At 71.5% G+C, this 19,597-nt stretch carries 17 protein-coding genes; 10 read left to right on the forward strand and 7 right to left on the reverse strand.

Translation table 11 applies throughout. The features are described 5' to 3' along the window. The first annotated feature begins 31 nt into the window (after positions 1–31). The 3 genes from ACZ59A_RS25110 to ACZ59A_RS25120 are packed head-to-tail and all read left to right on the forward strand — an operon-like array spanning position 32 to position 3,189. Positions 32–1,411 (forward strand): MFS transporter, encoded by a 1,380-nt coding sequence (locus ACZ59A_RS25110; RefSeq protein ID WP_470962267.1) that lies wholly within the window; start codon positions 32–34, stop codon positions 1,409–1,411. After that, on the forward strand, positions 1,408–2,478 hold the full coding sequence (locus ACZ59A_RS25115) for a sialidase family protein (RefSeq protein ID WP_470962270.1): 1,071 nt from the start codon (positions 1,408–1,410) through the stop codon (positions 2,476–2,478). Before ACZ59A_RS25110 ends, ACZ59A_RS25115 begins: the two co-directional genes overlap by 4 nt. 36 nt (positions 2,479–2,514) lie before the next feature. Further along, positions 2,515–3,189, forward strand: a complete 675-nt coding sequence (locus tag ACZ59A_RS25120; RefSeq protein WP_470962273.1) for a GntR family transcriptional regulator — start codon at positions 2,515–2,517, stop codon at positions 3,187–3,189. A 17-nt stretch (positions 3,190–3,206) separates the two neighbouring features. Here the strand turns inward: ACZ59A_RS25120 and ACZ59A_RS25125 are convergent, their stop codons facing one another. The 6 genes from ACZ59A_RS25125 to ACZ59A_RS25150 form a co-directional block, all read right to left on the reverse strand. After that, entirely contained in the window at positions 3,207–3,887 is a 681-nt protein-coding gene (locus ACZ59A_RS25125; protein ID WP_470962276.1) for a GntR family transcriptional regulator, read from the reverse strand. Between the two features lie 138 nt (positions 3,888–4,025). Continuing rightward, complete coding sequence (locus tag ACZ59A_RS25130; RefSeq protein WP_470962279.1) at positions 4,026–5,513, reverse strand: aldehyde dehydrogenase; 1,488 nt, start codon at positions 5,511–5,513, stop codon at positions 4,026–4,028. Further along, positions 5,510–6,355, reverse strand: coding sequence for an alpha/beta fold hydrolase (locus ACZ59A_RS25135; RefSeq protein ID WP_470962282.1), 846 nt, complete (start codon positions 6,353–6,355; stop codon positions 5,510–5,512). The genes ACZ59A_RS25130 and ACZ59A_RS25135 overlap by 4 nt, the downstream gene beginning before the upstream one ends. A 5-nt stretch (positions 6,356–6,360) precedes the next feature. Continuing rightward, positions 6,361–6,912 (reverse strand): amino acid synthesis family protein, encoded by a 552-nt coding sequence (locus tag ACZ59A_RS25140; protein WP_468043939.1) that lies wholly within the window; start codon positions 6,910–6,912, stop codon positions 6,361–6,363. Continuing rightward, the gene (locus ACZ59A_RS25145) at positions 6,909–7,535 is read right to left on the reverse strand and encodes an amino acid synthesis family protein (protein ID WP_470962286.1); all 627 of its coding nucleotides are present in this window, start codon (positions 7,533–7,535) and stop codon (positions 6,909–6,911) included. The genes ACZ59A_RS25140 and ACZ59A_RS25145 overlap by 4 nt, the downstream gene beginning before the upstream one ends. Further along, complete coding sequence (locus tag ACZ59A_RS25150; RefSeq protein WP_470962289.1) at positions 7,528–8,667, reverse strand: LLM class flavin-dependent oxidoreductase; 1,140 nt, start codon at positions 8,665–8,667, stop codon at positions 7,528–7,530. The genes ACZ59A_RS25145 and ACZ59A_RS25150 overlap by 8 nt, the downstream gene beginning before the upstream one ends. Before the next feature lie 219 nt (positions 8,668–8,886). On the opposite strand from ACZ59A_RS25150, the gene ACZ59A_RS25155 reads away from it, so the two are divergent. Together ACZ59A_RS25155 and ACZ59A_RS25160 are read left to right on the forward strand one after the other, a co-directional pair. Continuing rightward, complete coding sequence (locus ACZ59A_RS25155) at positions 8,887–9,804, forward strand: flavin reductase (RefSeq protein WP_470962292.1); 918 nt, start codon at positions 8,887–8,889, stop codon at positions 9,802–9,804. Positions 9,805–9,894: 90 nt separating this feature from the next. Next, positions 9,895–11,322, forward strand: coding sequence for a purine-cytosine permease family protein (locus ACZ59A_RS25160; RefSeq protein WP_470962295.1), 1,428 nt, complete (start codon positions 9,895–9,897; stop codon positions 11,320–11,322). Positions 11,323–11,388: 66 nt separating this feature from the next. Here the strand turns inward: ACZ59A_RS25160 and ACZ59A_RS25165 are convergent, their stop codons facing one another. Further along, entirely contained in the window at positions 11,389–12,423 is a 1,035-nt protein-coding gene (locus ACZ59A_RS25165) for a dipeptidase (protein WP_470962298.1), read from the reverse strand. A gap of 145 nt (positions 12,424–12,568) precedes the next feature. Here ACZ59A_RS25165 and ACZ59A_RS25170 point away from each other — a divergent pair, with 145 nt between their 5' ends. The 5 genes from ACZ59A_RS25170 (at position 12,569) to ACZ59A_RS25190 (ending at position 19,591) form a co-directional block, all read left to right on the forward strand. Beyond that, positions 12,569–13,318 carry a YoaK family protein gene (locus ACZ59A_RS25170; protein WP_470962301.1) on the forward strand — a complete coding sequence of 250 codons (750 nt, stop codon included), beginning with the start codon at positions 12,569–12,571 and terminating at the stop codon, positions 13,316–13,318. A 110-nt stretch (positions 13,319–13,428) separates the two neighbouring features. Further along, the gene (sthA, locus tag ACZ59A_RS25175; protein WP_470962304.1) at positions 13,429–14,832 is read left to right on the forward strand and encodes a Si-specific NAD(P)(+) transhydrogenase; all 1,404 of its coding nucleotides are present in this window, start codon (positions 13,429–13,431) and stop codon (positions 14,830–14,832) included. 71 nt (positions 14,833–14,903) lie between these two features. Next, positions 14,904–16,772, forward strand: coding sequence for a molecular chaperone DnaK (dnaK, locus tag ACZ59A_RS25180; protein ID WP_470962307.1), 1,869 nt, complete (start codon positions 14,904–14,906; stop codon positions 16,770–16,772). A gap of 133 nt (positions 16,773–16,905) precedes the next feature. Beyond that, a complete protein-coding gene (locus ACZ59A_RS25185; protein WP_470963119.1) occupies positions 16,906–17,550 on the forward strand; it encodes a class I SAM-dependent DNA methyltransferase in 645 nt (214 codons plus the stop codon). A 55-nt stretch (positions 17,551–17,605) separates the two neighbouring features. Beyond that, positions 17,606–19,591: a SpoIIE family protein phosphatase gene (locus tag ACZ59A_RS25190; RefSeq protein ID WP_470962310.1), complete on the forward strand. Its 1,986-nt coding sequence runs from the start codon at positions 17,606–17,608 to the stop codon at positions 19,589–19,591. The last annotated feature ends 6 nt before the right edge of the window (positions 19,592–19,597 follow it).

Genomic DNA, 19,597 nt, shown 5'->3' on the forward strand with positions numbered 1-19,597 from the left:
CGGGCAATGAGGCCCAGAGCAGGAGAACCACATGACCTCACGCCACGCGTCCGCCCAGCTCCGTCGCACCGTGTTGTCGAGCTTCATCGGCAACACCATCGAGTTCTACGACTTCCTGCTCTATGGCCTCGCCAGCGCGCTGGTGTTCGGCGATCTCTTCTTCCCGAGTCTGAGCCCGTTCGCGGGCACCCTCGCCTCGTTCGCCACCTTCGGCATCGGCTTCATCGCCCGCCCGCTCGGCGGCTTCGTCTTCGGCCACCTCGGCGACACCATCGGGCGCAAGACCACGCTGATCACGACGTTGTGCGGAATGGGCGCCGCCACCTTTGCCGTCGGTCTTCTGCCAACGTACGACACCATCGGGATCTGGGCGCCGGTGCTGCTCGTGGTGCTGCGCTTCGTCCAGGGCTTCATGGTCGGCGGCGAATGGGGCGGCGCCATGCTGATGGTCGTCGAGAACGCCCCGGCCCACCGCCGTGGCTTCTTCAGCGCCTGGCCCAACACCGGCGGCTTCTCCGGGCAGCTGCTGGCCACCGGAATGTTCGCGCTGATGGGCATGCTGCCCGACGGGCAGTTCCAGTCCTGGGGCTGGCGCGTGCCGTTCCTGTGCAGCGCGGTGCTGGTGGGCGTAGGGCTCTGGATGCGCGGGCGGCTCGGCGAGTCCGAGGTGTTCGAGCAGGTCAAGCAAGAGGAGGGCAAGGCCAAGGCGCCGCTGCTGGAGGTGCTGCGCCACGACTGGCGGAGCGTGCTGCTGATCATGTCGCTGCGGTTCAGCGAGAGCGTGCCGTTCTTCCTGCTGACCGTCTTCGCGGTGTCCTACGGACCGGAACACCTCGGCATCCCGAAGGCCACGCTGACCACCGCCATCATGATCGCCTCGGTGCTCGCCTTCCCCGCCCACGGCTTCTTCGGCGCGCTCTCCGACAAGGTGGGCCGCCGGCCGGTCTACGTCTACGGCGGGCTGGCCGCCGCGGTGCTGGCCTTCCCGGCGTTCCTGCTGCTGAAGTCCGGCTCGGCGGTGCTGATCGTGCTGGCGTACTGCCTGGTCATCAACCTCGCCCACAATGCCTGCAACGCCGTCCAACCCGCCCTGTTCACCGAGCTGTTCGGCTCCAAGGTCCGCTACAGCGGCGCCTCGGTCGGCGCTCAGCTCGGCGCGATCGTGGCCGGTGGCCTCACCCCGTTCATCGCCACCGCGCTCACCGGCGGCGGCGACAACTGGGTCCCGGTGGCCGCCTACGCGAGCGCCGTCGCCCTGGTCTCGGCCGCCGCCGCGTACTTCTTCACCCCCGAGACCTCCCGCCGCGACCTGGTCGACACCAGCTCCGCGATGGCGGCCGGGCCCGCGCCCGCACCGGGTCCCGAGACCGCCGAGGCGCCGGAGCGCGCCACCGCCAAGAGCCGGCCGTGAGCGTCCGCCGCGAGTTCGTCCTGCGCGACGATCCCCGCTTCGGACACTGCCACGCCGCCACCCTGCTTCCGCTGCCGGACGGCGAGGCGCTGGCCGCCTGGTTCGCCGGAAGCCGGGAGGGCGCGGACGACGTGGCGATCTGGCTCGCGCGGCGGACCGACGGCGGGTGGCAGGCGCCGGTGAAGGTGGCGGACGAGGCGGGGCTGCCGCACTGGAACCCCGTGCTGTTCGCCACCGGCCGCGGCGAGGTGCTGCTCTTCTACAAGACCGGCCACCGCATCCCCGACTGGCGCACCCGGGTGCTGCGCTCCCCGGACGGCGGCCGCACCTGGTCCGCCCCCGCCGAACTGGTGCCGGGAGGGGAGGGGGCGGGTGGCCGCGGACCGGTGAAGAACAAGCCGGTCCGCCTCGCCGACGGCGGCTGGCTCGCGCCCGCCTCCACCGAGGAGCCGCAGCGCGCGGGCGGCCGCTGGGACGCGTTCACCGACCGCTCGGACGACGGCGGCGCGAGCTGGCGGCGCTCCGCGCCCGTACCGCTGGACCGCCCGGCGTTCCCCGGCGCCGGGGTCATCCAGCCCGCGCTGTGGGAGAGCGCCCCGGGCGAGGTCCGGATGCTGCTGCGCAGCTCCTGCGGCCGGGTCTGCCGCAGCGCCTCCCACGACGGCGGCCGTACGTGGTCGACCGCGCGGCCGCTGGAGGTCCCGAACAACAACAGCGGTCTGGACGCCGTACGGCTGGCCGACGGCCGGGTGGTGCTGGCGCACAACCCGGTGGCGGCCGAGTGGGGCGCCCGCACCCCGCTGGTGCTGTCCGTCTCCGAGGACGACGGGATCACCTGGCGCCGGGCGGTGGTGCTGGAGGACCGCCCGGTCTCCCGCCCCGGCGCCATCGTCCCGGACGAGACCGGCGTGCGGACCGACGGCCGAGCTGAGTTCTCCTACCCGGCGGTCGTGCCCTGGGCGGACGGCGTCGCGGTCGCGTATACGTGGCAGCGGCGCGGCATCGCCTTCGCCACCGTTTCCGAAGCGGCCCTGAGGAGGAATAATGAGTCGACGGTTAACCGTTGACTGAAGGACGTTCCGCCCCCCAGAAGGAGCCCGTCGGTGCCCATCACCTCGCTACAGCAGCAGTCCCTCGGCGATCTGGTCGCTCACGAGCTGCGCGTCCTCATCATCTCAGGACGGCAGCGCCCCGGCACCCATCTCGTCGAAGGTGCCCTCGCCGAGCAGTACGACGTCAGCCGCGGCCCGGTCCGCGACGCGCTGCGGCAGCTGGAGGCCGAGGGGCTGGTCGAATCCCGCCGCCGCGGGGTCTTCGTCACCGGGCTCACCGAGACGGACGTGGACGAGCTGTACACGCTGCGGGAATCCCTGGAGACCCTGGCCCTCACCCTCGCCATCAGCCGGGCCGAACCCGGCGACTGGGACCGCGCCCAGGGCTTCGTCGACCGGATGCGGGACGCCGCGGACCGCTCCTCGCCGAGCGACTTCGCTCTCGCCGACCTGGAGTTCCACTCCCAGTTCTACCTGCTGTCCGGGCACCGGCGGCTGGTCGCGGTCTGGGAGCAGTACCGCCCCACCTTCGGGGTCATCCTCGACGTCACCAACGCCCAGGACGTCGATCTGCACCCCTCCGCCGAGGCCCACGTCGACCTGCTGAAGACCGTGCGCGGCGGCGAGACCGAGACCGCCGTCACCACCCTGCGGGAACACCTGCTCGGCGCCAGGAACCGGCTCCGCTCGGCGCTGCGCACCGCTCGGGCCGCCACCGACAGCTGACGGCCCCCGGGACGCGCTCAGTGTCCGCGCTCGTCCATGCCCTTCATCAGGGCCTGGTGGCTGGCGCGCACATGCTCGCGCATCACCCGCTCGGCACCGTCGCCGTCCTTGGCCTGGATCAGGCTGAGGACGCGATGATGCTCGGAGTCCGACTCGATGAGCCGCCCGGGGCGGGACAGCGAGGTGCGCACCAGCCGGGCGTAGGCGAGCTGGTTCATCAGGGTGCGGTAGTGCCCCTCCAGCTTGCTGTTGTCCGCGCCCCTGACGATCAGATCGTGGAACTCGTGGACCAGCGCCGCGTACCGCTCGGCGTCGCCGTCCTGGACGGCCTGGTCGGCCGCCCGCATGCTGGCCTCCAGCTGCTCCACCTCGGGTACGTTCCCCCGGAAGGCGAGCAGCCGGGCGGCGGCCCCCTCGAACAGCTCCTTCATCTGGAACAGCTCGGTCAGCTCACGGCGTGACGGTACGGCCACGAAGGTGCCGACCCGTGGCCGGACTTCGACCAGCCCCTCTATCTGGAGCTGCTTGAGGGCCTCGCGGATGGGCGTCCGGCTGACCCCGAAGGTCTCGGACAGCGCCATCTCGGACAGGCTGGAGCGGGGCGGCAGTTCGCCACTGATGATCATCTGCCGCAGCTCTTCGGCGACCCTGGCCTGCATGCTGGTCTGCTGAAGCCGCTTCCCTGTGGGTTGTTGCATGGCACGGGACAGTATGCGGGGCGCTCTCTCCCCGTCAACCGGGCCCTCAATCGGGGACAGGCCAGTGTGATCTGCCATACAAGAGCGCTCCCGCCTGGACATGTCGTCATGACCTGTTGCCGTCATGACCTCATAGGTTCATGACCTGAGGATGAACGGATCCCCGGCCGGTTCCTCACTGGTGTTGATCCACACGCTCTTCAGCCGGGTGTACTCCCGGATGACCTCCGTGCCGTGCTCGGTACCCATGCCGCTGTTCTTGAAGCCCGCCCGGGGCGACATCGGCGACATCGAACGGTAGGTGTTGGCCCACACCGTGCCCGCCTCCAGCCGGGAGGCCATCCGGTGCACCCGGTTCACATCCCGGGTCCACACCCCCGCCGCGAGGCCGTACGCCGAGTTGTTGGCGATGGAGAGGGCCTCCTCCTCGGAGTCGAAGGGCATGACCGTGGCCACCGGCCCGAAGATCTCCTCCTGGCAGATCCGCAGCGTGTTGTCGACGTTGGTGAACACGGTGGGGGAGTAGAAGTATCCGTTCAGCCCGGTGTCGGGCCGGGACCCGCCGCAGATCACCTTTCCGCCCTCGGAGCGCCCCAGTTCGACGTAACCCTCGACCTTCTCCAGCTGGTCGGCGATGGCCAGCGGGCCCAGCTCGGTGGCGTCGTCGAGGGGGTCGCCGATCGCGATGGTGGCGGCCCGGGCCGCCACCCGCTCCAGAACCTCGTCGTACGCCTCGCGGTGGACCAGCACCCGGCTGCCCGCCACACAGGTCTGGCCCGCGGCGGCGAACACCCCGGCGATCACGCCCATGGCGGCCGAGCCGAGATCGGCGTCCGGGAAGATGATGTTGGGCGACTTGCCGCCCAGCTCCAGGGTGCAGCGGATCAGCCGATCGGCGCAGGTGCGGGCGATCCGGCGGCCGGTCTCGGTCGAGCCGGTGAAGGTCACCTTGGCCACGTCCGGGTGCTCGGTCAGCGGGCCGCCCGCGGACGCGCCGAAGCCGGTGACCACGTTGACCACGCCGGGCGGGAAGCCCGCCTTCTCGAAGAGCGGGGCGAGCGCCAGCAGCGAGGCCGAGGTGTGCTCCGACGGCTTGATGACCAGCGTGTTACCCGCGGCCAGCGCCGGGGCGAGCTTGGTGGCGGTGAGCAGCAGCGGGGAGTTCCAGGGGGTGATGGCACCCACCACGCCCACCGGTTCGCGCAACGTGTAGTTGAGCAGTTCGCGGCTGGCGCCGGGGATGACATCGCCCTGGATCTTGTCGGCGAGCCCCGCGTAGTAATAGAAGTACTCGGGCAGGCCCGCGAGTTGGGCCCGCATCTCGCGCAGCAGCTTGCCGTTGTCGAGGGATTCGGTGCGGGCCAGCTCCTCGGCGTGTTCGCCGATCAGATCGCCGAGGTCACGCAGCAGCCGGCCGCGCCGGGTCTGGCTCAGATCGCGCCAGCGCGGATCCTCGAAGGCGGCGTGGGCGGCGCCCACCGCGCGCTCCACATCGGCGGCGGTGCCGTTCGCCGCCTCGTACCAGGGCTCGGCGGTGGCCGGGTTGACGCTGGCGAAGTAGCCGCCGTCGGCGGGGGCGGTCCACTCGCCCGCGATGTAGTGGTCATGGCGCGGCAGGCGGTTCATGAGCTGTGGCACTCCTGATGTCCGGTGTGGGTGAGGATCGCTTCGGCGAGTTGTTCCGGGCATTCCAGCGGCAGCAGATGGCGGGCCCCGGGCACGATCACCGCCCGGCCGCCGGGGATCCGCCGCGCGAGCAGGCGGGACATGGCCGGGGTCGAGCCGGGGTCGTTCTCCCCGGTCACCGTGAGGGTGGGGGCGGTGATCCGGGGGAGCACCGGCCACAGCCCGGCGTCGGCGGTCGCGAAGATGTCGTAGCAGGCGAGGTATGAGACGGGGTCGTTGGCCAGCAGCGTGTCCAGCACCCGCTGCGCCAGGCTGGGCTCCTGGGCCCGCCACCCGGGCGAGAACCAGCGGTCGACCGCCGCCCAGGCGGACGCCCCGAAGTCCCGGGCCGCCACTTCCCGCCGCCGCGCCACCGCCGCGCGTTCTTCCTCCGACCGCCCCGCCACCGAGCTGACCAGCGTCAGTGAGGCGGTGAGGTCGGGCCGGTCCAGGCCGAGCTGCTGGGCGACCAGGGCGCCGAGCGAGAAGCCGGCGATATGCGCCGGTCCGTCCAGCAGGGCCGCGACATCCGCGGCCAGCTCGGCCAGCGACACCCCGGGGGCCGCGGCCGGGGAGGCGCCGTGGCCGCGCAGATCGACCAGCGTGACCCGGTGCCGGGCCGTGAGCGCGGGCAGACACCGCTCCCACATCCCCCGGTCGAGCCCGACCCCGTGCAGCAGCACGAGGCCGGGCCCGGTGCCGTGCGTCTCGTGCCCCAGCGCGACCGGCGTGGTGGAGCGCGCCCCGGACGGCCGGGCCGGACCGCCCGTCCGGGGCGCGTGCGTACCGCTGCCCGTGCCCATGTCGCTCACTGCTCCGTGGTGAGCGGGGCCAGCCGGGCCTGGGGGCGGCCCTGGGCGGCGGCCGCGAGCCCGATGACGATCTCGTCGGCGCGCGGTCCGTCCGCCACCCGCACCTCGATGCTCTGGTGGTGCGAGCGGATCGTGGCATCGGTGATGTGCTTGAGCGGGATGTCGAAGACCGTGCCCGCGGCCGCGCGCTTCTCCACGGCCGGGAGCAGCGTGGTCGCCTTCGCCGCCCGGCGGAAGTGGTCGCCGAACTTGAGCGTGTGGATCAGCCCGGAGCCGTGCTCGATCTCCCCGTCCAGCCCCACGATGGCGGCCTTGCCGTACGCCTCGACCGGCGCGCCCAGCGCCTCGACCACCCGGGGCGCCAGCAGCTCGCCGAGCTTCGGCGCCACCTCGTCGATGCCCGGCAGCAGGTCCGTCACATAGCCCTGCCCGGCCCAGGGGTTCTCGATGATGGCGAGCACCACCGCGGTCCGGGCGGGCGGATCCACCGGGCGGCCGCCCTCGCTGTGGATGTCCTCGGTGAAGGTGATGATCTTGCGGACGTTCACTGCACGGTCTCCATGTGGTTCGGGTCCGCCCGGTTTTCCAGGTCGGCGAGGCGGATGGCGGGGTCGGTGGCCCGGTCCCCGATCCGGGCGTTCGGGCGGGGCCCGGAGGCACCGGCGGCGATGACGACGATCTCGTCGGGCCGGGGCGCGTCGGGGATGCGGATCTGGCACGTCTGATAGTGCGAGCGGGTCGCGGCCGCCGTCTTGTGCCACAGCGGTACGGTCAGCGGCTCACCCGCCGGAAGCCGGTCGTCGCTGAACACGATGATCGAGGTGCCCTCGGTCAGCTCCCGCAGGACGTTGCCGAAGAACGGGGTGTGGATCAGCGCCCCGCCGTGTTCGATCTCGCCGTTCAGGCCGACGATCGCGGCCTTGCCGAAGGACTCGACCCGCTCCACGCCGCCCAGCGCCTCGCTCACCCGGTCGGTGAGCAGCCGCGCGAGCCCCGGGGCGATCCGCTCGACCTCGGGCTGCAGATCGGCCACCAGGCCCTGGCCCGCCCAGGGGTTACGGATCACCGCGGCCGCCGCGACCCGGCGCACCGGCACGGCCACCGGGCGGCCCAGCTCCAGCAGCAGTTCGTCGGTGACGCTGACGACCTTGCGCAGGCCCAGGTCACTCATGGCCGCCGCCACCGGTGAACCGCGGCATGACCTTCTCGGCGAACAGTTCCAGGCTGCGCATCGCCTTGCGGTGCTCCAGGCCGGGGTGGGTGGTCCACAGCAGCAGATGCTCCAGGCCCACCTCCTCCCGCAGCTCGGCGATCTTCTCCGAGACGTACTCGGGGGTGCCGACCAGCAGATTGCGCTCGGCCAGGAACTCGAAGGACAGCTCGTGGGCGTCGGTCAGCTCCTCGCCCGCCTCCATGAGGTTGCCCAGACCCCGGAAGTGCATGATCCACCGGTAGGTGGTCAGCAGCGCCTCCTCGAAGTCGGCGCGCGCCTGCTCCATGGTGTCGGCGACGTACACGTCCCGTACCAGGCCGATGCCCTCGCCGAGCGCGTACTCGCGGCCCGACGCCTGGCTCGCGGTGTCGCGGTACAGCTCGAAGCGCTCCTTGAGCGCCGAGACCGGCGGCAGCCAGAACATCCCCTGGACCCCGTCGGCCGCGGCCGCCTTGATCGACCGGGGGCTGTCGATGACCTGCCACAGCGGCGGATGCGGCCGCTGCAGCGGGAACGGGGTGACCTGCATCTTGGTGATGACCCCGTCCTCCATGTAGTCCGGGGTGGCGGGGGAGAGCGGGTGGTTCCACTTCACCCCCGGGGCGGGGAACTCGTAGAAGCGGCCCTGGTGCGAGAAGAACTCGCCGCTCCAGGCCTTGCGGAGGATCTCCACGGTCTCGTCGTACAGCGCGCGGTTCTGCTCCTGGTCGCGCGGATCGGCGAGGGCGTTCAGATTGAGGGCCTCGCGCCCGTACAGCCCCCGGCCGAGGCCCACCTCGACCCGGCCACCGGAGAGCTGGTCGAGCATCGCGATGTCCTCGGCGAGCCGCAGCGGGTGCCAGAAGGTGGCGATGTTCGCCGCCTGGCCGATCCTGATGTTCTCGGTGCGGGCGGCGATGTCGGTGCCCATCAGGACCGGGTTCGGGGTGATCTCGATGGCCTCGTGGCCGAAGTGATGCTCGGTGTACCAGGTGGACCAGAAGCCCGCGCGGTCCGCGGCGACCGCGAACTCCCGTGCTTCGTCCATGACTTCGGAGTAGGAGCCGAGCCGGCCCGGTGCTCCGAGGTTGTGGAATATCGAGAATCGCATGCAGCGTCCGTCCTGTTCTCCCGGGTTGCGCTGTGCCATGGCAGTGAGGCTAGGAGTCCGGTTCGGGACCGTCAAGGGTTAACGTCCAGGCAACAACTTTGACCTGTGTATTTGGTGCGAGAGCGGTTCTTTCCCGGCTTATTTGTCCCAGGGTGTTGACAGCAACCGACGCCGTTCTTAGCGTCCTCTGCCATACAAGAGCCGAATGAGGGATCCGTCATGACGCACACTCTTGACCGCACCACCCGCATCCGCTCCGCCTGGCAGGCCGCCTGGGATCAGGGCCGGATGGAGGCGCTCGACGAGCTGCTCAGCCCCGGCTACGTCCGGCGGCGCGGCCCCGCCGCGGCGCCCCAGGACCGCGAGCAGTTCAAGGACTCCGTACGTGCCATCCGCGAGGCGTTCCCCGACCTCCACACCGAGATCGAGGAGATCGTGGAGGACGGTGAGGAGCTGGCGATCCGCTGGCGCAGCACCGGCAGCCACACCGGCGACTTCCTCGGCGTGCCACCCACCGGCCGACCGGTCGAAGTCTCCGGCGCCACCTTCACTCACTTCGACAAAGGTGTGATCGCCGAGGAGTGGGTGACCTGGGACCCCCGCCAGCTGCTGGAGGCGCTGGGGATCATCACCACCACCCAGGAGGCCGCCGTCGACGCCGACCTGGTGAAGGGGGTGCACCGCAAGTTCATCACCGGCGTGACCGTGGTGACCACCGACGACGACGGGACGCCCCGGGGCCTGGCTGTCAACGCCTTCTCCAGCATCTCACTGGACCCGCCGATGGTGCTGGTCTGCGTCCAGCGCAGCTCCACCACCCACCCCGCGCTGCACCGGGCCACCCACCTGGGCATCAACATCCTCGCCGCCGGTCAGCTCGACGTCGCCAAGGTCTTCGCGTCCAAGGGCGACGACAAGTTCGCCGGGCTGTCCTGGACCCCGGGCGACTCCGGTGTCCCCCTGCTCGACGGGTCCTGCGCCCAGCTGGAGGTGGAGATCGGCGAGCGGCTGGAAGCGGGCAGCCACACCGTCTTCACCGGCCGGGTGGTCGCGGCCCGTCACGAGGACCTGGCACCTCTGGTCTACAGTGGTGGCGGGTTTTTCGATATCTCGAACACAGCGCCTTTGCCGTGGTGAGACGCCTCCGGCCGCGCCTGGACCCACCCTTCCCTCCGCACACCGCCACCCCTTGACGCCCCGATCTCCCCTGCCCCCAGGAGCACGCCCATGACCCACGACGATGCGGCGCCGGTCTACGGCAGCGCGGTCACCAAAGTAGAACCCTTCGGGGTCGACCACATCCCCGACAACGAGCGGCACGGCAAGCCCAGCTCGCAGTTCTTCGTCTGGTTCGCCGCCGGCCTCAACTTCCCCATCATCCTGCTCGGATTCAGCGCGATCAGCCTGGGCCTCAGCTTCGCCGGCGCGGTCGCCGCGATCGTCGTCGGGGCCGGGGTCGGCTCGGTGCTGATGGCCGTGATGTCCAAGATGGGCGTACGGCTCGGGGTGCCGCAGCAGATTCAGGCGCGCGGCCCGCTGGGCTTCTTCGGGAACTTCCTGCCGGTGGCGTACATCAATGTGTTCGCCGGGGTCGGCTGGGCCTCGGTCACCGTGATCCTCGGTGGCAAGGCGATCTCGGAGCTGACGCATCTGCCGTACTGGATCTGCGGATTGCTGCTCACCGCGATCGTGCTGGTGGTGTCCATCTTCGGCTACAACATGATCAACTTCCTTCAGCGCGTGCTCACTTATGTGCTCACCCCGCTGTTCGCGATGATCACGGTCGTGGCCCTGGTACGTGGCGCGGGAACCTTCGACGCCAACCCGAAGGCGTCCGGCTACATCGGTGACACCGGCGGCTGGATCACCTTCTGCGGCTGGTTCCTCTCCTTCCTGGTCGCCTGGGCGCCGTTCGCCTCCGACTACTCGCGCTATCTGCCGGACACCCCGTCCATGGTGAAGCGCACCGCCTGGTACACCGGGTTCGGCAACTTCGTCACCATCAGCTGGCTCGGCATCCTGGGCGTCCTGGTCGGCTCGAACGCCAACAGCACCGACTCCATCACCGCCCTCCACGAACTAGCCGGGCCGTTCGCCATCCCCGCGCTCATCGCGGTCGGACTCTCGGCGCTCGCGCAGAACTTCCTCAACGTCTACGGCGGCGCGATCTCCGTCCAGACCCTGAAGGTGCCGGTCACCCGGACCCAGGCGGTCACCGTCATCTGTCTGCTGGCGTACGTCATCAGCCTGTGGGGCGAGTCCGGGATCGAGGAGAAGTTCAACGTGTTCCTCAATCTCACCGCCTACTTCATCGCGCCCTTCGCCACCGTGCTGCTCCTCGACTACTGGCTCGGCGGCCGCTCCGACCCGGCGCGGATCGCCGAACTGTACGACCGCAAGCGGGTGCTCTCCTGGGGCTTCGTCGCGTGGGCGGGCGGCGTGCTGGCGTCCATACCCTTCTGGGAGTCCAAGCTGTACACCGGGGCGTTCGCCTCGGCGTACCCGGGCGCGGGCGACCTGAGCATGTACGTCGCCGCGGGCGTCTCCGTGGTGCTGTACCTGCTGACCTACCGGCTGAAGCCGCTGTGGGTACGTGGCGGTGAGGACACCCCGGCCGGATCGCCCGCGGAAGCCGCCGCGGTGGCGAATTCCTGACGGGCTCTCAGCGGCGGGCGGCATCGCGGTGGCGGTGCCGCCCGTTCGGCGTTCCGGGCGCCGGACTCACGCGGGGCGGCCCAGCTCCTTGCGGAACAGGTCCAGCACATTGCCGCCGAGGATCTGGTGCACTGCGGCCTCGGAGAAACCCCTGCCGAGCAGCGCCTCGGTGACCAGGGGGAGGCCACGGGGTCCTTCGAGGCCCGGGACGACCAGCTCGGCGTACTCCAGGTCCTCGCAACATGGCGGGCTGGTGTCCGCGCTGACCTCCTTGATGAAGTCGGGCCCCAGCCCCACCCGGTCCGGCCCGGCGACCTCCGCGATATGGGCGATGTGGTCGGCCAGCCGGTCCACCGTGCGCTCCTCCGGGTCAGTGGCCAGGAACTCGCCGAGGAAGTTCACGCACACCATGCCACCGGTGGCCACGATGCCGCGGATCTGCTCATCGGTGAGATTGCGGTGATGGTCGAGCAGCGCACGCGCCGACGAGTGGGTGGCCAGCACCGGGCGCGTGGCCAGCTCCAGCACATGGGCGACGCCCGAGGCGCTCAGATGCGAGACGTCGAAGAGGATGCCCAGGCGCTCCATTTCGCTCAGCGCCTCGACCCCGGCCGCCGTCAGCCTGCTGCCGGTGGCGTCCTCGCCGCTGCCGTCGGCCAGCGCGGTGCGCCCCCAGTGGGCGATGGACGCGATCCGCACGCCCAGGCGGTGGACGGTCGGGATCAGTTCCACGTCGGCGTCCAGCCCGGGGGCGCTCTCCAGCGCCAGCACCAGCGCGATACGGCCCTCCGCCAGCGCGGCGTCGATGTCGGACCCGTCCAGGCACAGCCGTACCTCGTCCGGGTTGCCCTCGGCCAGCGTATGCGCGCACTCGATCATGCGGAGCGTCTCCCGCAGCGCGCCCTCGGGGCGGAACCGGTCCTCGATGAAGACCGGGAGGACCTGGAGGTCCACGCCGCCCTCGCGCAGCTGGGGCAGCCACCGCTCCCGGAAGAAGGCCGACCAGCGCCGCGGCGGGCGGGCGGCGACGGCGACCAGCAGGTCGTTGTGCGCGTCGGCGACGACCGCGCGGTGATGGAGTTCGCGGGACACGTGCGGCATTCCTCCACGGTGCAGGGGGCGTTACGGGTGCGAGCCCCGAACCTAACGATGCCGTGGCCGCGTGGGAAGCGGAATACGGCCCGGAATCCGGGCCCGCCGTTTCCCGCGCCCCGGGCGGGGCACCCGGGGCGCCCGGAGGTGGCCGATGGCGGACGGCGACGAGACCGCGGCTCCGCCTGGGGACGGCACCGCGCCCCCGGCGGGCGGACGTCGTCCGGGCCGGGCACGCGGCGGCGGTGACGGCAGCCCGGTGGCGACCGCCGTCGCGCTCACCGTGGCCACCGGGGCGATGGACGCGATCAGCTTCCTCGCCCTCGGCGGCGTCTTCACCAGCGTCATGACGGCCAACCTCTCGCTCCTCGGCATCTCGGCGGGGGCCCAGGACCCGGGCCGGGCCTTGGACGCCGCCGTCGCGGTGGCCGGTTTCATCGCGGGCGCCCTGCTCAGCGCCCGTATCGTCCGGGGCGAGCGGCGCGTACGGCGGACCCGCTGGGCCCTCGGCGTGGAAGTGCTCGCGCTCGGCGCGCTGTGGGCGGGGTGGGCCACGGCGGGCGGCCACCCGGGCGGGGGCGCGCGGCTGGGGCTGCTCGCGGTGGCCGCGCTCGCCATGGGCGGCCAGAGCGGCCTGGTGCGCGCCACCGGGCCGCCCGGGATGTCCACCACCTACCTCACCGGCACCCTGACCGGGCTGCTGGTCGACGTGGCCCGCGACGGCCGGGTGCGCTGGGTCAGCGTGGCGCTGCTCGCCGCCCTCGTGGTGGGCGCGACGCTCGGCGCGCTGCTGGTCGTGTACGCCGCTCCGGCCGCGCCCGCCCTGCCGACCGGGCTGGTCGCGCTGGTCCTCCTGGTGTCCTTCACCTCATCGGCCCGGGCCGCCGACGGAAGGCTGTGGTGAGGGCCGTCATCCGTGGGCGGCCGTACGGTGCCTCAAGTGCGCGTCGCATGCGGGCCGTTGCCCGGTGGAAGACCCTTCCGGCGCGGATGCCCGGGTGACAGACTCCTTCCGTGACCGACTTCGACATGCTTGTCATCGGATCCGGCCCGGGCGGTCAGAAGGCCGCCATCGCGGCGGCCAAGCTCGGCCGCCGGGTCGCCGTGGTCGACCGGCCGGACATGGTGGGCGGGGTGTCCCTGCACACCGGGACCGTGCCGTCCAAGACCCTGCGCGAGGCGGTGCTCTATCTCACCGGGCTGACCCAGCGGGACCTGTACGGCCAGAGCTACCGGCTCAAGGAAGAGATCACGGTCGCGGATCTGACGGCGCGCACCCGCCATGTGGTGGGCCGCGAGGTGGACGTCGTCCGCAATCAGCTCTCCCGCAACCGGGTCGCGCTGTTCTCCGGCACCGGACGGTTCGTGGACGACCACACCGTGGCCGTGACCGACGCCTCCGGCCGCGAACAGCTGCTGACCGCGCGGCACATCGTGATCGCCACCGGCACCCGCCCGGCCCGCCCGGCGAGCGTGGAGTTCGACGAGCGTACGGTCATGGACTCCGACAGCGTCCTCGGCATGGAGCGGGTGCCGCGCTCCATGGTCATCGTGGGGGCCGGGGTGATCGGCATCGAGTACGCCTCGATGTTCGCCGCGCTGGGCAGCAAGGTCACCGTGGTCGAGCAGCGGGACGGCATGCTGGACTTCTGCGACGTCGAGATCGTCGAGGCGCTCCGGTACCGGCTGCGGGACCTCGACGTCACGTTCCGCTTCGGCGAGACGGTCGCCGCGGTCGAGCGGCATGAGCGCGGCACCCTGACCGTGCTGGAGAGCGGGAAGAAGATCCCGGCCGACGCGGTGATGTACTCCGCGGGGCGGCAGGGGCTGACCGAGGAGCTGGACCTCGCGCGGGCGGGGCTCACCGCCGACCGGCGGGGCCGGATCACGGTGGACGAGCACTACCGTACGGCCGTACCGCACATCTACGCGGTCGGGGATGTCATCGGGTTCCCGGCGCTGGCCGCGACCTCCATGGAGCAGGGCCGCAGCGCGGCGTACCACGCGTGCGACGAGCCGGTGAACCCGATCCACGGTCTGCAGCCCATCGGGATCTACTCCATCCCGGAGATCAGCTTCATCGGCCGGACCGAAGACCAGCTGACGGACGCGAAGGTGCCGTTCGAGGTCGGGGTGTCGCGGTACCGGGAGCTGGCCCGCGGCCAGATCGTCGGCGACGGGCACGGCATGCTGAAGCTGCTGGTGTCCCCGCGGGACCGGCGGCTGCTCGGGGTGCACTGCTTCGGCACCGGCGCGACCGAGCTGATCCACATCGGCCAGGCGGTGATGGGCTGCGGCGGGACCGTCGACTATCTGGTGGACGCGGTGTTCAACTATCCGACCTTCGCCGAGTCCTACAAGGTCGCCGCCCTCGACGCGACGAACCGGATGCGCGAGATCGACCACCTGGGGGACTGACCCGGACCTCCGCCCCCGCCCGATAAACCATCTTTTGGGATACTTGGAGGAGTATCGGGAGGTGGTGCGAGATGACCCGCGCAGTCGGTATCGACCTGGGGACCACGAACTCCGTGGTCTCGGTCCTCGAAGGCGGTGAGCCCACCGTCATCACCAACACCGAGGGCGCCCGGACCACCCCCTCGGTGGTCGCCTTCGCGAAGAACGGCGAGGTGCTGGTCGGCGAGGTCGCCAAGCGTCAGGCGGTGACCAACGTGGACCGCACCGCCCGGTCGGTCAAGCGCCACATGGGGGAGGAGCGCTGGCGCTTCCCGGCCACCGGCGACGTGGACGGCAAGCGCTACACCGCCCAGGAGATCTCCGCGCGGGTGCTGCAGAAGCTCAAGCGCGACGCGGAGGCGTACCTCGGCGAGGACGTCACGGACGCCGTGGTCACCGTCCCCGCCTACTTCAACGACAGCCAGCGCACCGCCACCAAGGAGGCGGGCGAGATCGCCGGGCTGAAGGTGCTGCGGATCATCAACGAGCCCACGGCCGCCGCCCTCGCCTACGGGCTGGACCGGGAGAACGACCAGACGATCCTGGTCTTCGACCTCGGCGGCGGCACCTTCGACGTGTCGCTGCTGGAGATCGGCGAGGGCGTCGTGGAGGTCAAGGCCACCAACGGCGACACCCAGCTGGGCGGCGACGACTGGGACCAGCGCGTCGTGGACCACCTGGTGAAGCAGTTCAAGAACAATTACGGGGTCGACCTGGCCAAGGACAAGATGGCGGTGCAGCGGCTGCGCGAGGCCGCCGAGAAGGCCAAGATCGAGCTGTCCGCGGCGACCGAGACCGCGATCAACCTGCCCTACATCACCGCGTCCGCCGAGGGCCCGCTGCACCTGGACGAGAAGCTCACCCGCTCGCAGTTCCAGCAGCTGACCGAGGACCTGCTGGAGCGCTGCAAGGCCCCCTTCCACCAGGCGATCAAGGACGCCGGGATCAAGACCTCCGACATCGACCACGTGATCATGGTCGGCGGCTCGACCCGGATGCCCGCGGTGACCGGCCTGGTCAAGGAGCTGACCGGCAAGGAGCCGCACAAGGGCGTCAACCCGGACGAGGTCGTCGCCATCGGCGCGTCCCTCCAGGCCGGTGTGCTCAAGGGGGAGGTCAAGGACGTCCTGCTGCTCGATGTCACCCCGCTGTCCCTCGGTATCGAGACCAAGGGCGGCATCATGACCAAGCTGATCGAGCGCAACACGACGATCCCCACCAAGCGATCCGAGGTCTTCACCACGGCCGAGGACAACCAGCCCTCGGTGCAGATCCAGGTGTTCCAGGGCGAGCGCGAGATCGCCGCGTACAACAAGAAGCTCGGCATGTTCGAGCTGACGGGGCTGCCGCCCGCCCCGCGCGGGGTGCCGCAGATCGAGGTGGCCTTCGACATCGACGCGAACGGCATCATGCACGTCTCCGCCAAGGATCTGGGCACTGGCCGGGAGCAGCGGATGACCGTCACCGGCGGCTCGGCGCTGCCGAAGGACGACATCGACCGCATGATGCGCGAGGCCGAGCAGTACGCGGCGGAGGACCACGAGCGCCGCGAGGCCGCCGAGACCCGCAACCGGGCCGAATCCCTCGTGTACCAGACCGAGAAGCTGCTCCGCGACCAGGCCGGGAAGGTCCCGCAGGACGTCCGGGAGGAGGCCGAGACGGCGGTCGCGGAGCTGAAGGAGACGCTGAAGGGCGAGGACACCACCGCGATCCGGGACGCCACCGACAAGGCCGCCACCGCCGGACAGAAGATCGGCACCGCCCTCTACGCCCAGGCGCAAGGGCAGTCCGGGACCCCGGACGGGAGCGCTGGCGGCCAGGATCAGCCGCACGCGGACGGCGACGAGGTCGTGGACGCGGAGATCGTGGACGACGAGAAGCCGAAGGGGAGCACCGGCTGACGGCCCCGGAAGGTGTGCTCCGGCCATGGCGCGGACCCGGAATGCGAGGAGAATGGGGGGTGACGTCGAAAACTGCGGGGATGTGTCAGATGTGTCCGTGAGCAACGGTACCGGCGACACCGGCTATGCGAACATGCGGCTCGACCGCACCGGCCAGGCCGAGGCGTTCGACGCCATCGGCAACCGCTACGACGAGGCGTTCCCGCACAAGGAAGGCCAGCTCGCCGCGGGCGAGTGGCTGACCGGGCTGCTCCCGCGCGGATCCCGGGTGCTCGATCTGGGCTGCGGCACCGGACTGCCCACCGCGCGCCAGCTGACCGGCGCGGGGCTCCGGGTCACCGGGGTCGACCTGTCCGCCGGAATGGTGCGGCTCGCCCGGTCCTCTGTGCCCGGTGCCGACTTCCACCGGGCGGACATCGCCGACCTGCGTCCCGGAGGCGCGGTCGATCTCGGCCGGTTCGAGGCGGTCACGGCGTTCTTCTCGCTGCTGATGCTGCCCCGTGCCGAGATCCCGCTCGCGCTGGGCACCATCCACCGCCTGCTGACGCCCGGCGGGCTGTTCGCCCTGTCGATGGTGGAGGCCGATGTGGACGACTTCTCGATCCCGTTCCTCCGCTCCACCATCCGGGTCACCGGCTATCTGCGGGACGATCTGCGCGAGGTGGTCGAAGCGGCCCGCTTCGAGATCGTCGGCGAGTCGTCCTACACCTACGCACCGGCCTCCTCGGACGTTCCGCCCGAGGAGCAGATCTTCCTCCGATGCCGACGAGGCGGCTGAGGAATCCGCATCGAATCCGCATCCGCATCCGCATCCGCGACGAACGGCACAGCTGATGGCCCACCCCACCCCCCAGGAAGGCCCGGACCACCCGGGCGGCCGGGCCGTGGGGCCCACCGCGCCGAACCCCCGCCGGTCTCCGCCGCGGCGGTCGGGACCGGGCCCGCCCGGGGCGGAGCAGCCACGGGAGGAGGCGGTGTACGCCACCGGGCCGCAGACCGACCGGCTGCGCTACCTCGACACCGCCACCCGGCGGATCGCCCGTGGCATGGACCTCGACGAGACGCTGCACGAGCTGTGCCGGGCCGCCGTGCCCGCCTTCGCCGACTCGGCCGTGGTGCATCTGCGCGATCCGCTGCCCGCCGGGGAAGAGGAGCCGTCAGGCCCGCTCGTGCTCCGCCCGCACGCCGCCGTACCGGATGCCATGCCGGAAGCCGGACCGGAAGCGGGGCCGGGAGCCGCGTGGGAAGCCGCGCCGGGCGCCGGGCCCGGAGGCCAGACCGCCGCCCCCGCCCAACCCGACGGCCCCGCCCCCGACGGCCCCGCCCCCAGCGGCGGGCCCCGGACGGCCGTGCCCCCGGCGCGCCCCGCGCCGCCCGGACTCGCCCGGCTCACCGTCAGCGGCCGCTTGGCCGATCTGCTCGGCGCCGGGCGCCCCGCGTTCGGCGACATCCCCGGAATCGCCGCCGCGGTCGCCGAGCTGCTGAGCCCCGCGGTGGGCGGCCCCGGCCCCGTGCCGCCCGGCCGACGGCTGATCATCGCCCCGCTGCACGGCCGCGAGCGCACCGTCATGGGTGCCGCCGTCCTCGTACGCCACCCCGACCGGCCGCCCTTCACCTGCGACGATCTGCTGGTCGCCTCGCAGCTCGCCACCCACACCGCCCTCGGCCTGAACAAGGCGGTGCTCTACGGGCGCGAGGTCTCCGTCGCCGACGCCCTGCAGCGCACCATGCTCCCCTCCTCGCTGCCCGAACCGATCGGCATCCGGCTGGCCACCCGCTATCTCCCCTCCTCGAAGACCGCCCGGATCGGCGGCGACTGGTACGACGCGATCCCGCTGCCCGGCAACCGCGTCGCCCTCGTCATCGGCGATGTCATGGGCCACTCCCTGACCTCCGCCGCGATCATGGGTCAGCTGCGCACCATCGTGCAGACCCTCGCCGGACTCGACCTGTCCCCGGACGAGGTGCTGCACCACCTCGACGAGCAGGCCCAGCGGCTGGGCAGCCGCCACATGGCGACCTGTCTCTACGGGATCTACGACCCCATCGCGCACCGGCTGCTGATGGCCAACGCGGGCCATCCGCCCCCGGTGCTGCTCCAGCCGGGGGGCCGTGGCCGGGTGCTGCACCTCCCGCCCGGCGCGCCGATCGGCGTCGGCGGCGTCAGCTTCGAGACGGTGGAGATGTTCGCGCCCACCGGGGCCACCCTGCTGCTGTACACCGACGGTCTGGTGGAGACCCGCGACACCGACGTCGCCACCGGGGCCGAGCTGCTGCGCGACCGGCTGCACACCACCGCCCAGGTGCTCGACCCCCCGCCGCTGGAGCTGCTGTGCGACGCGGCGGTGGGCGGAGTCACGCCCCGCGAACGGGACGACGACGTCGCGCTGCTCGCCGCCCGCTTCGACGGCATCCCGTCGTACAACGTCGCCTACTGGTTCCTGGATCCGAAGCCGCAGACCGCGGGCCGGGCGCGCAGGCTCACCCGCCGCACCCTGCACCGCTGGCAGCTGGACTCGCTGCTGGAGCCGACCGAACTGATGGTCAGCGAGGTGGTCACCAACGCCGTCCGCTACGCCTCCCGCCCGGTGACGCTGCGGCTGCTGCGCACCGATGTGCTGCGCTGCGAGGTCGGCGACGACTCGCCGTTCGTCCCCAGGATGCTGCACGCCCGCCCGGGCGACGAGGGCGGCCGCGGACTGTTCCTGGTCAACGAGCTGGCCCGGTGCTGGGGCGCGACCCGGCTGAGCACCGGCAAGCTGGTGTGGTTCGAACAGCAGCTGCCCCGGGACCTCCGGATGGAGATCCCGGACGACTGAGGGCGC

It is taken from the genome of Streptomyces sp. NPDC040405 (assembly GCF_055595765.1).

Coding starts and splice junctions, on each gene's coding strand:
- ACZ59A_RS25135 (WP_470962282.1), bottom strand. CDS start 6,355: ATGGGCACGGGCAGCGGTACGCACGCGCCCCGGACGGGCGGTCCGGCC.
- ACZ59A_RS25165 (WP_470962298.1), bottom strand. CDS start 12,423: ATGCCGCACGTGTCCCGCGAACTCCATCACCGCGCGGTCGTCGCCGAC.
- ACZ59A_RS25110 (WP_470962267.1), top strand. CDS start 32: ATGACCTCACGCCACGCGTCCGCCCAGCTCCGTCGCACCGTGTTGTCG.
- ACZ59A_RS25170 (WP_470962301.1), top strand. CDS start 12,569: ATGGCGGACGGCGACGAGACCGCGGCTCCGCCTGGGGACGGCACCGCG.
- ACZ59A_RS25125 (WP_470962276.1), bottom strand. CDS start 3,887: ATGCAACAACCCACAGGGAAGCGGCTTCAGCAGACCAGCATGCAGGCC.
- ACZ59A_RS25130 (WP_470962279.1), bottom strand. CDS start 5,513: ATGAACCGCCTGCCGCGCCATGACCACTACATCGCGGGCGAGTGGACC.
- ACZ59A_RS25145 (WP_470962286.1), bottom strand. CDS start 7,535: ATGAGTGACCTGGGCCTGCGCAAGGTCGTCAGCGTCACCGACGAACTG.
- ACZ59A_RS25190 (WP_470962310.1), top strand. CDS start 17,606: ATGGCCCACCCCACCCCCCAGGAAGGCCCGGACCACCCGGGCGGCCGG.
- ACZ59A_RS25160 (WP_470962295.1), top strand. CDS start 9,895: ATGACCCACGACGATGCGGCGCCGGTCTACGGCAGCGCGGTCACCAAA.
- dnaK (WP_470962307.1), top strand. CDS start 14,904: ATGACCCGCGCAGTCGGTATCGACCTGGGGACCACGAACTCCGTGGTC.
- ACZ59A_RS25150 (WP_470962289.1), bottom strand. CDS start 8,667: ATGCGATTCTCGATATTCCACAACCTCGGAGCACCGGGCCGGCTCGGC.
- ACZ59A_RS25155 (WP_470962292.1), top strand. CDS start 8,887: ATGACGCACACTCTTGACCGCACCACCCGCATCCGCTCCGCCTGGCAG.
- ACZ59A_RS25185 (WP_470963119.1), top strand. CDS start 16,906: ATGCGGCTCGACCGCACCGGCCAGGCCGAGGCGTTCGACGCCATCGGC.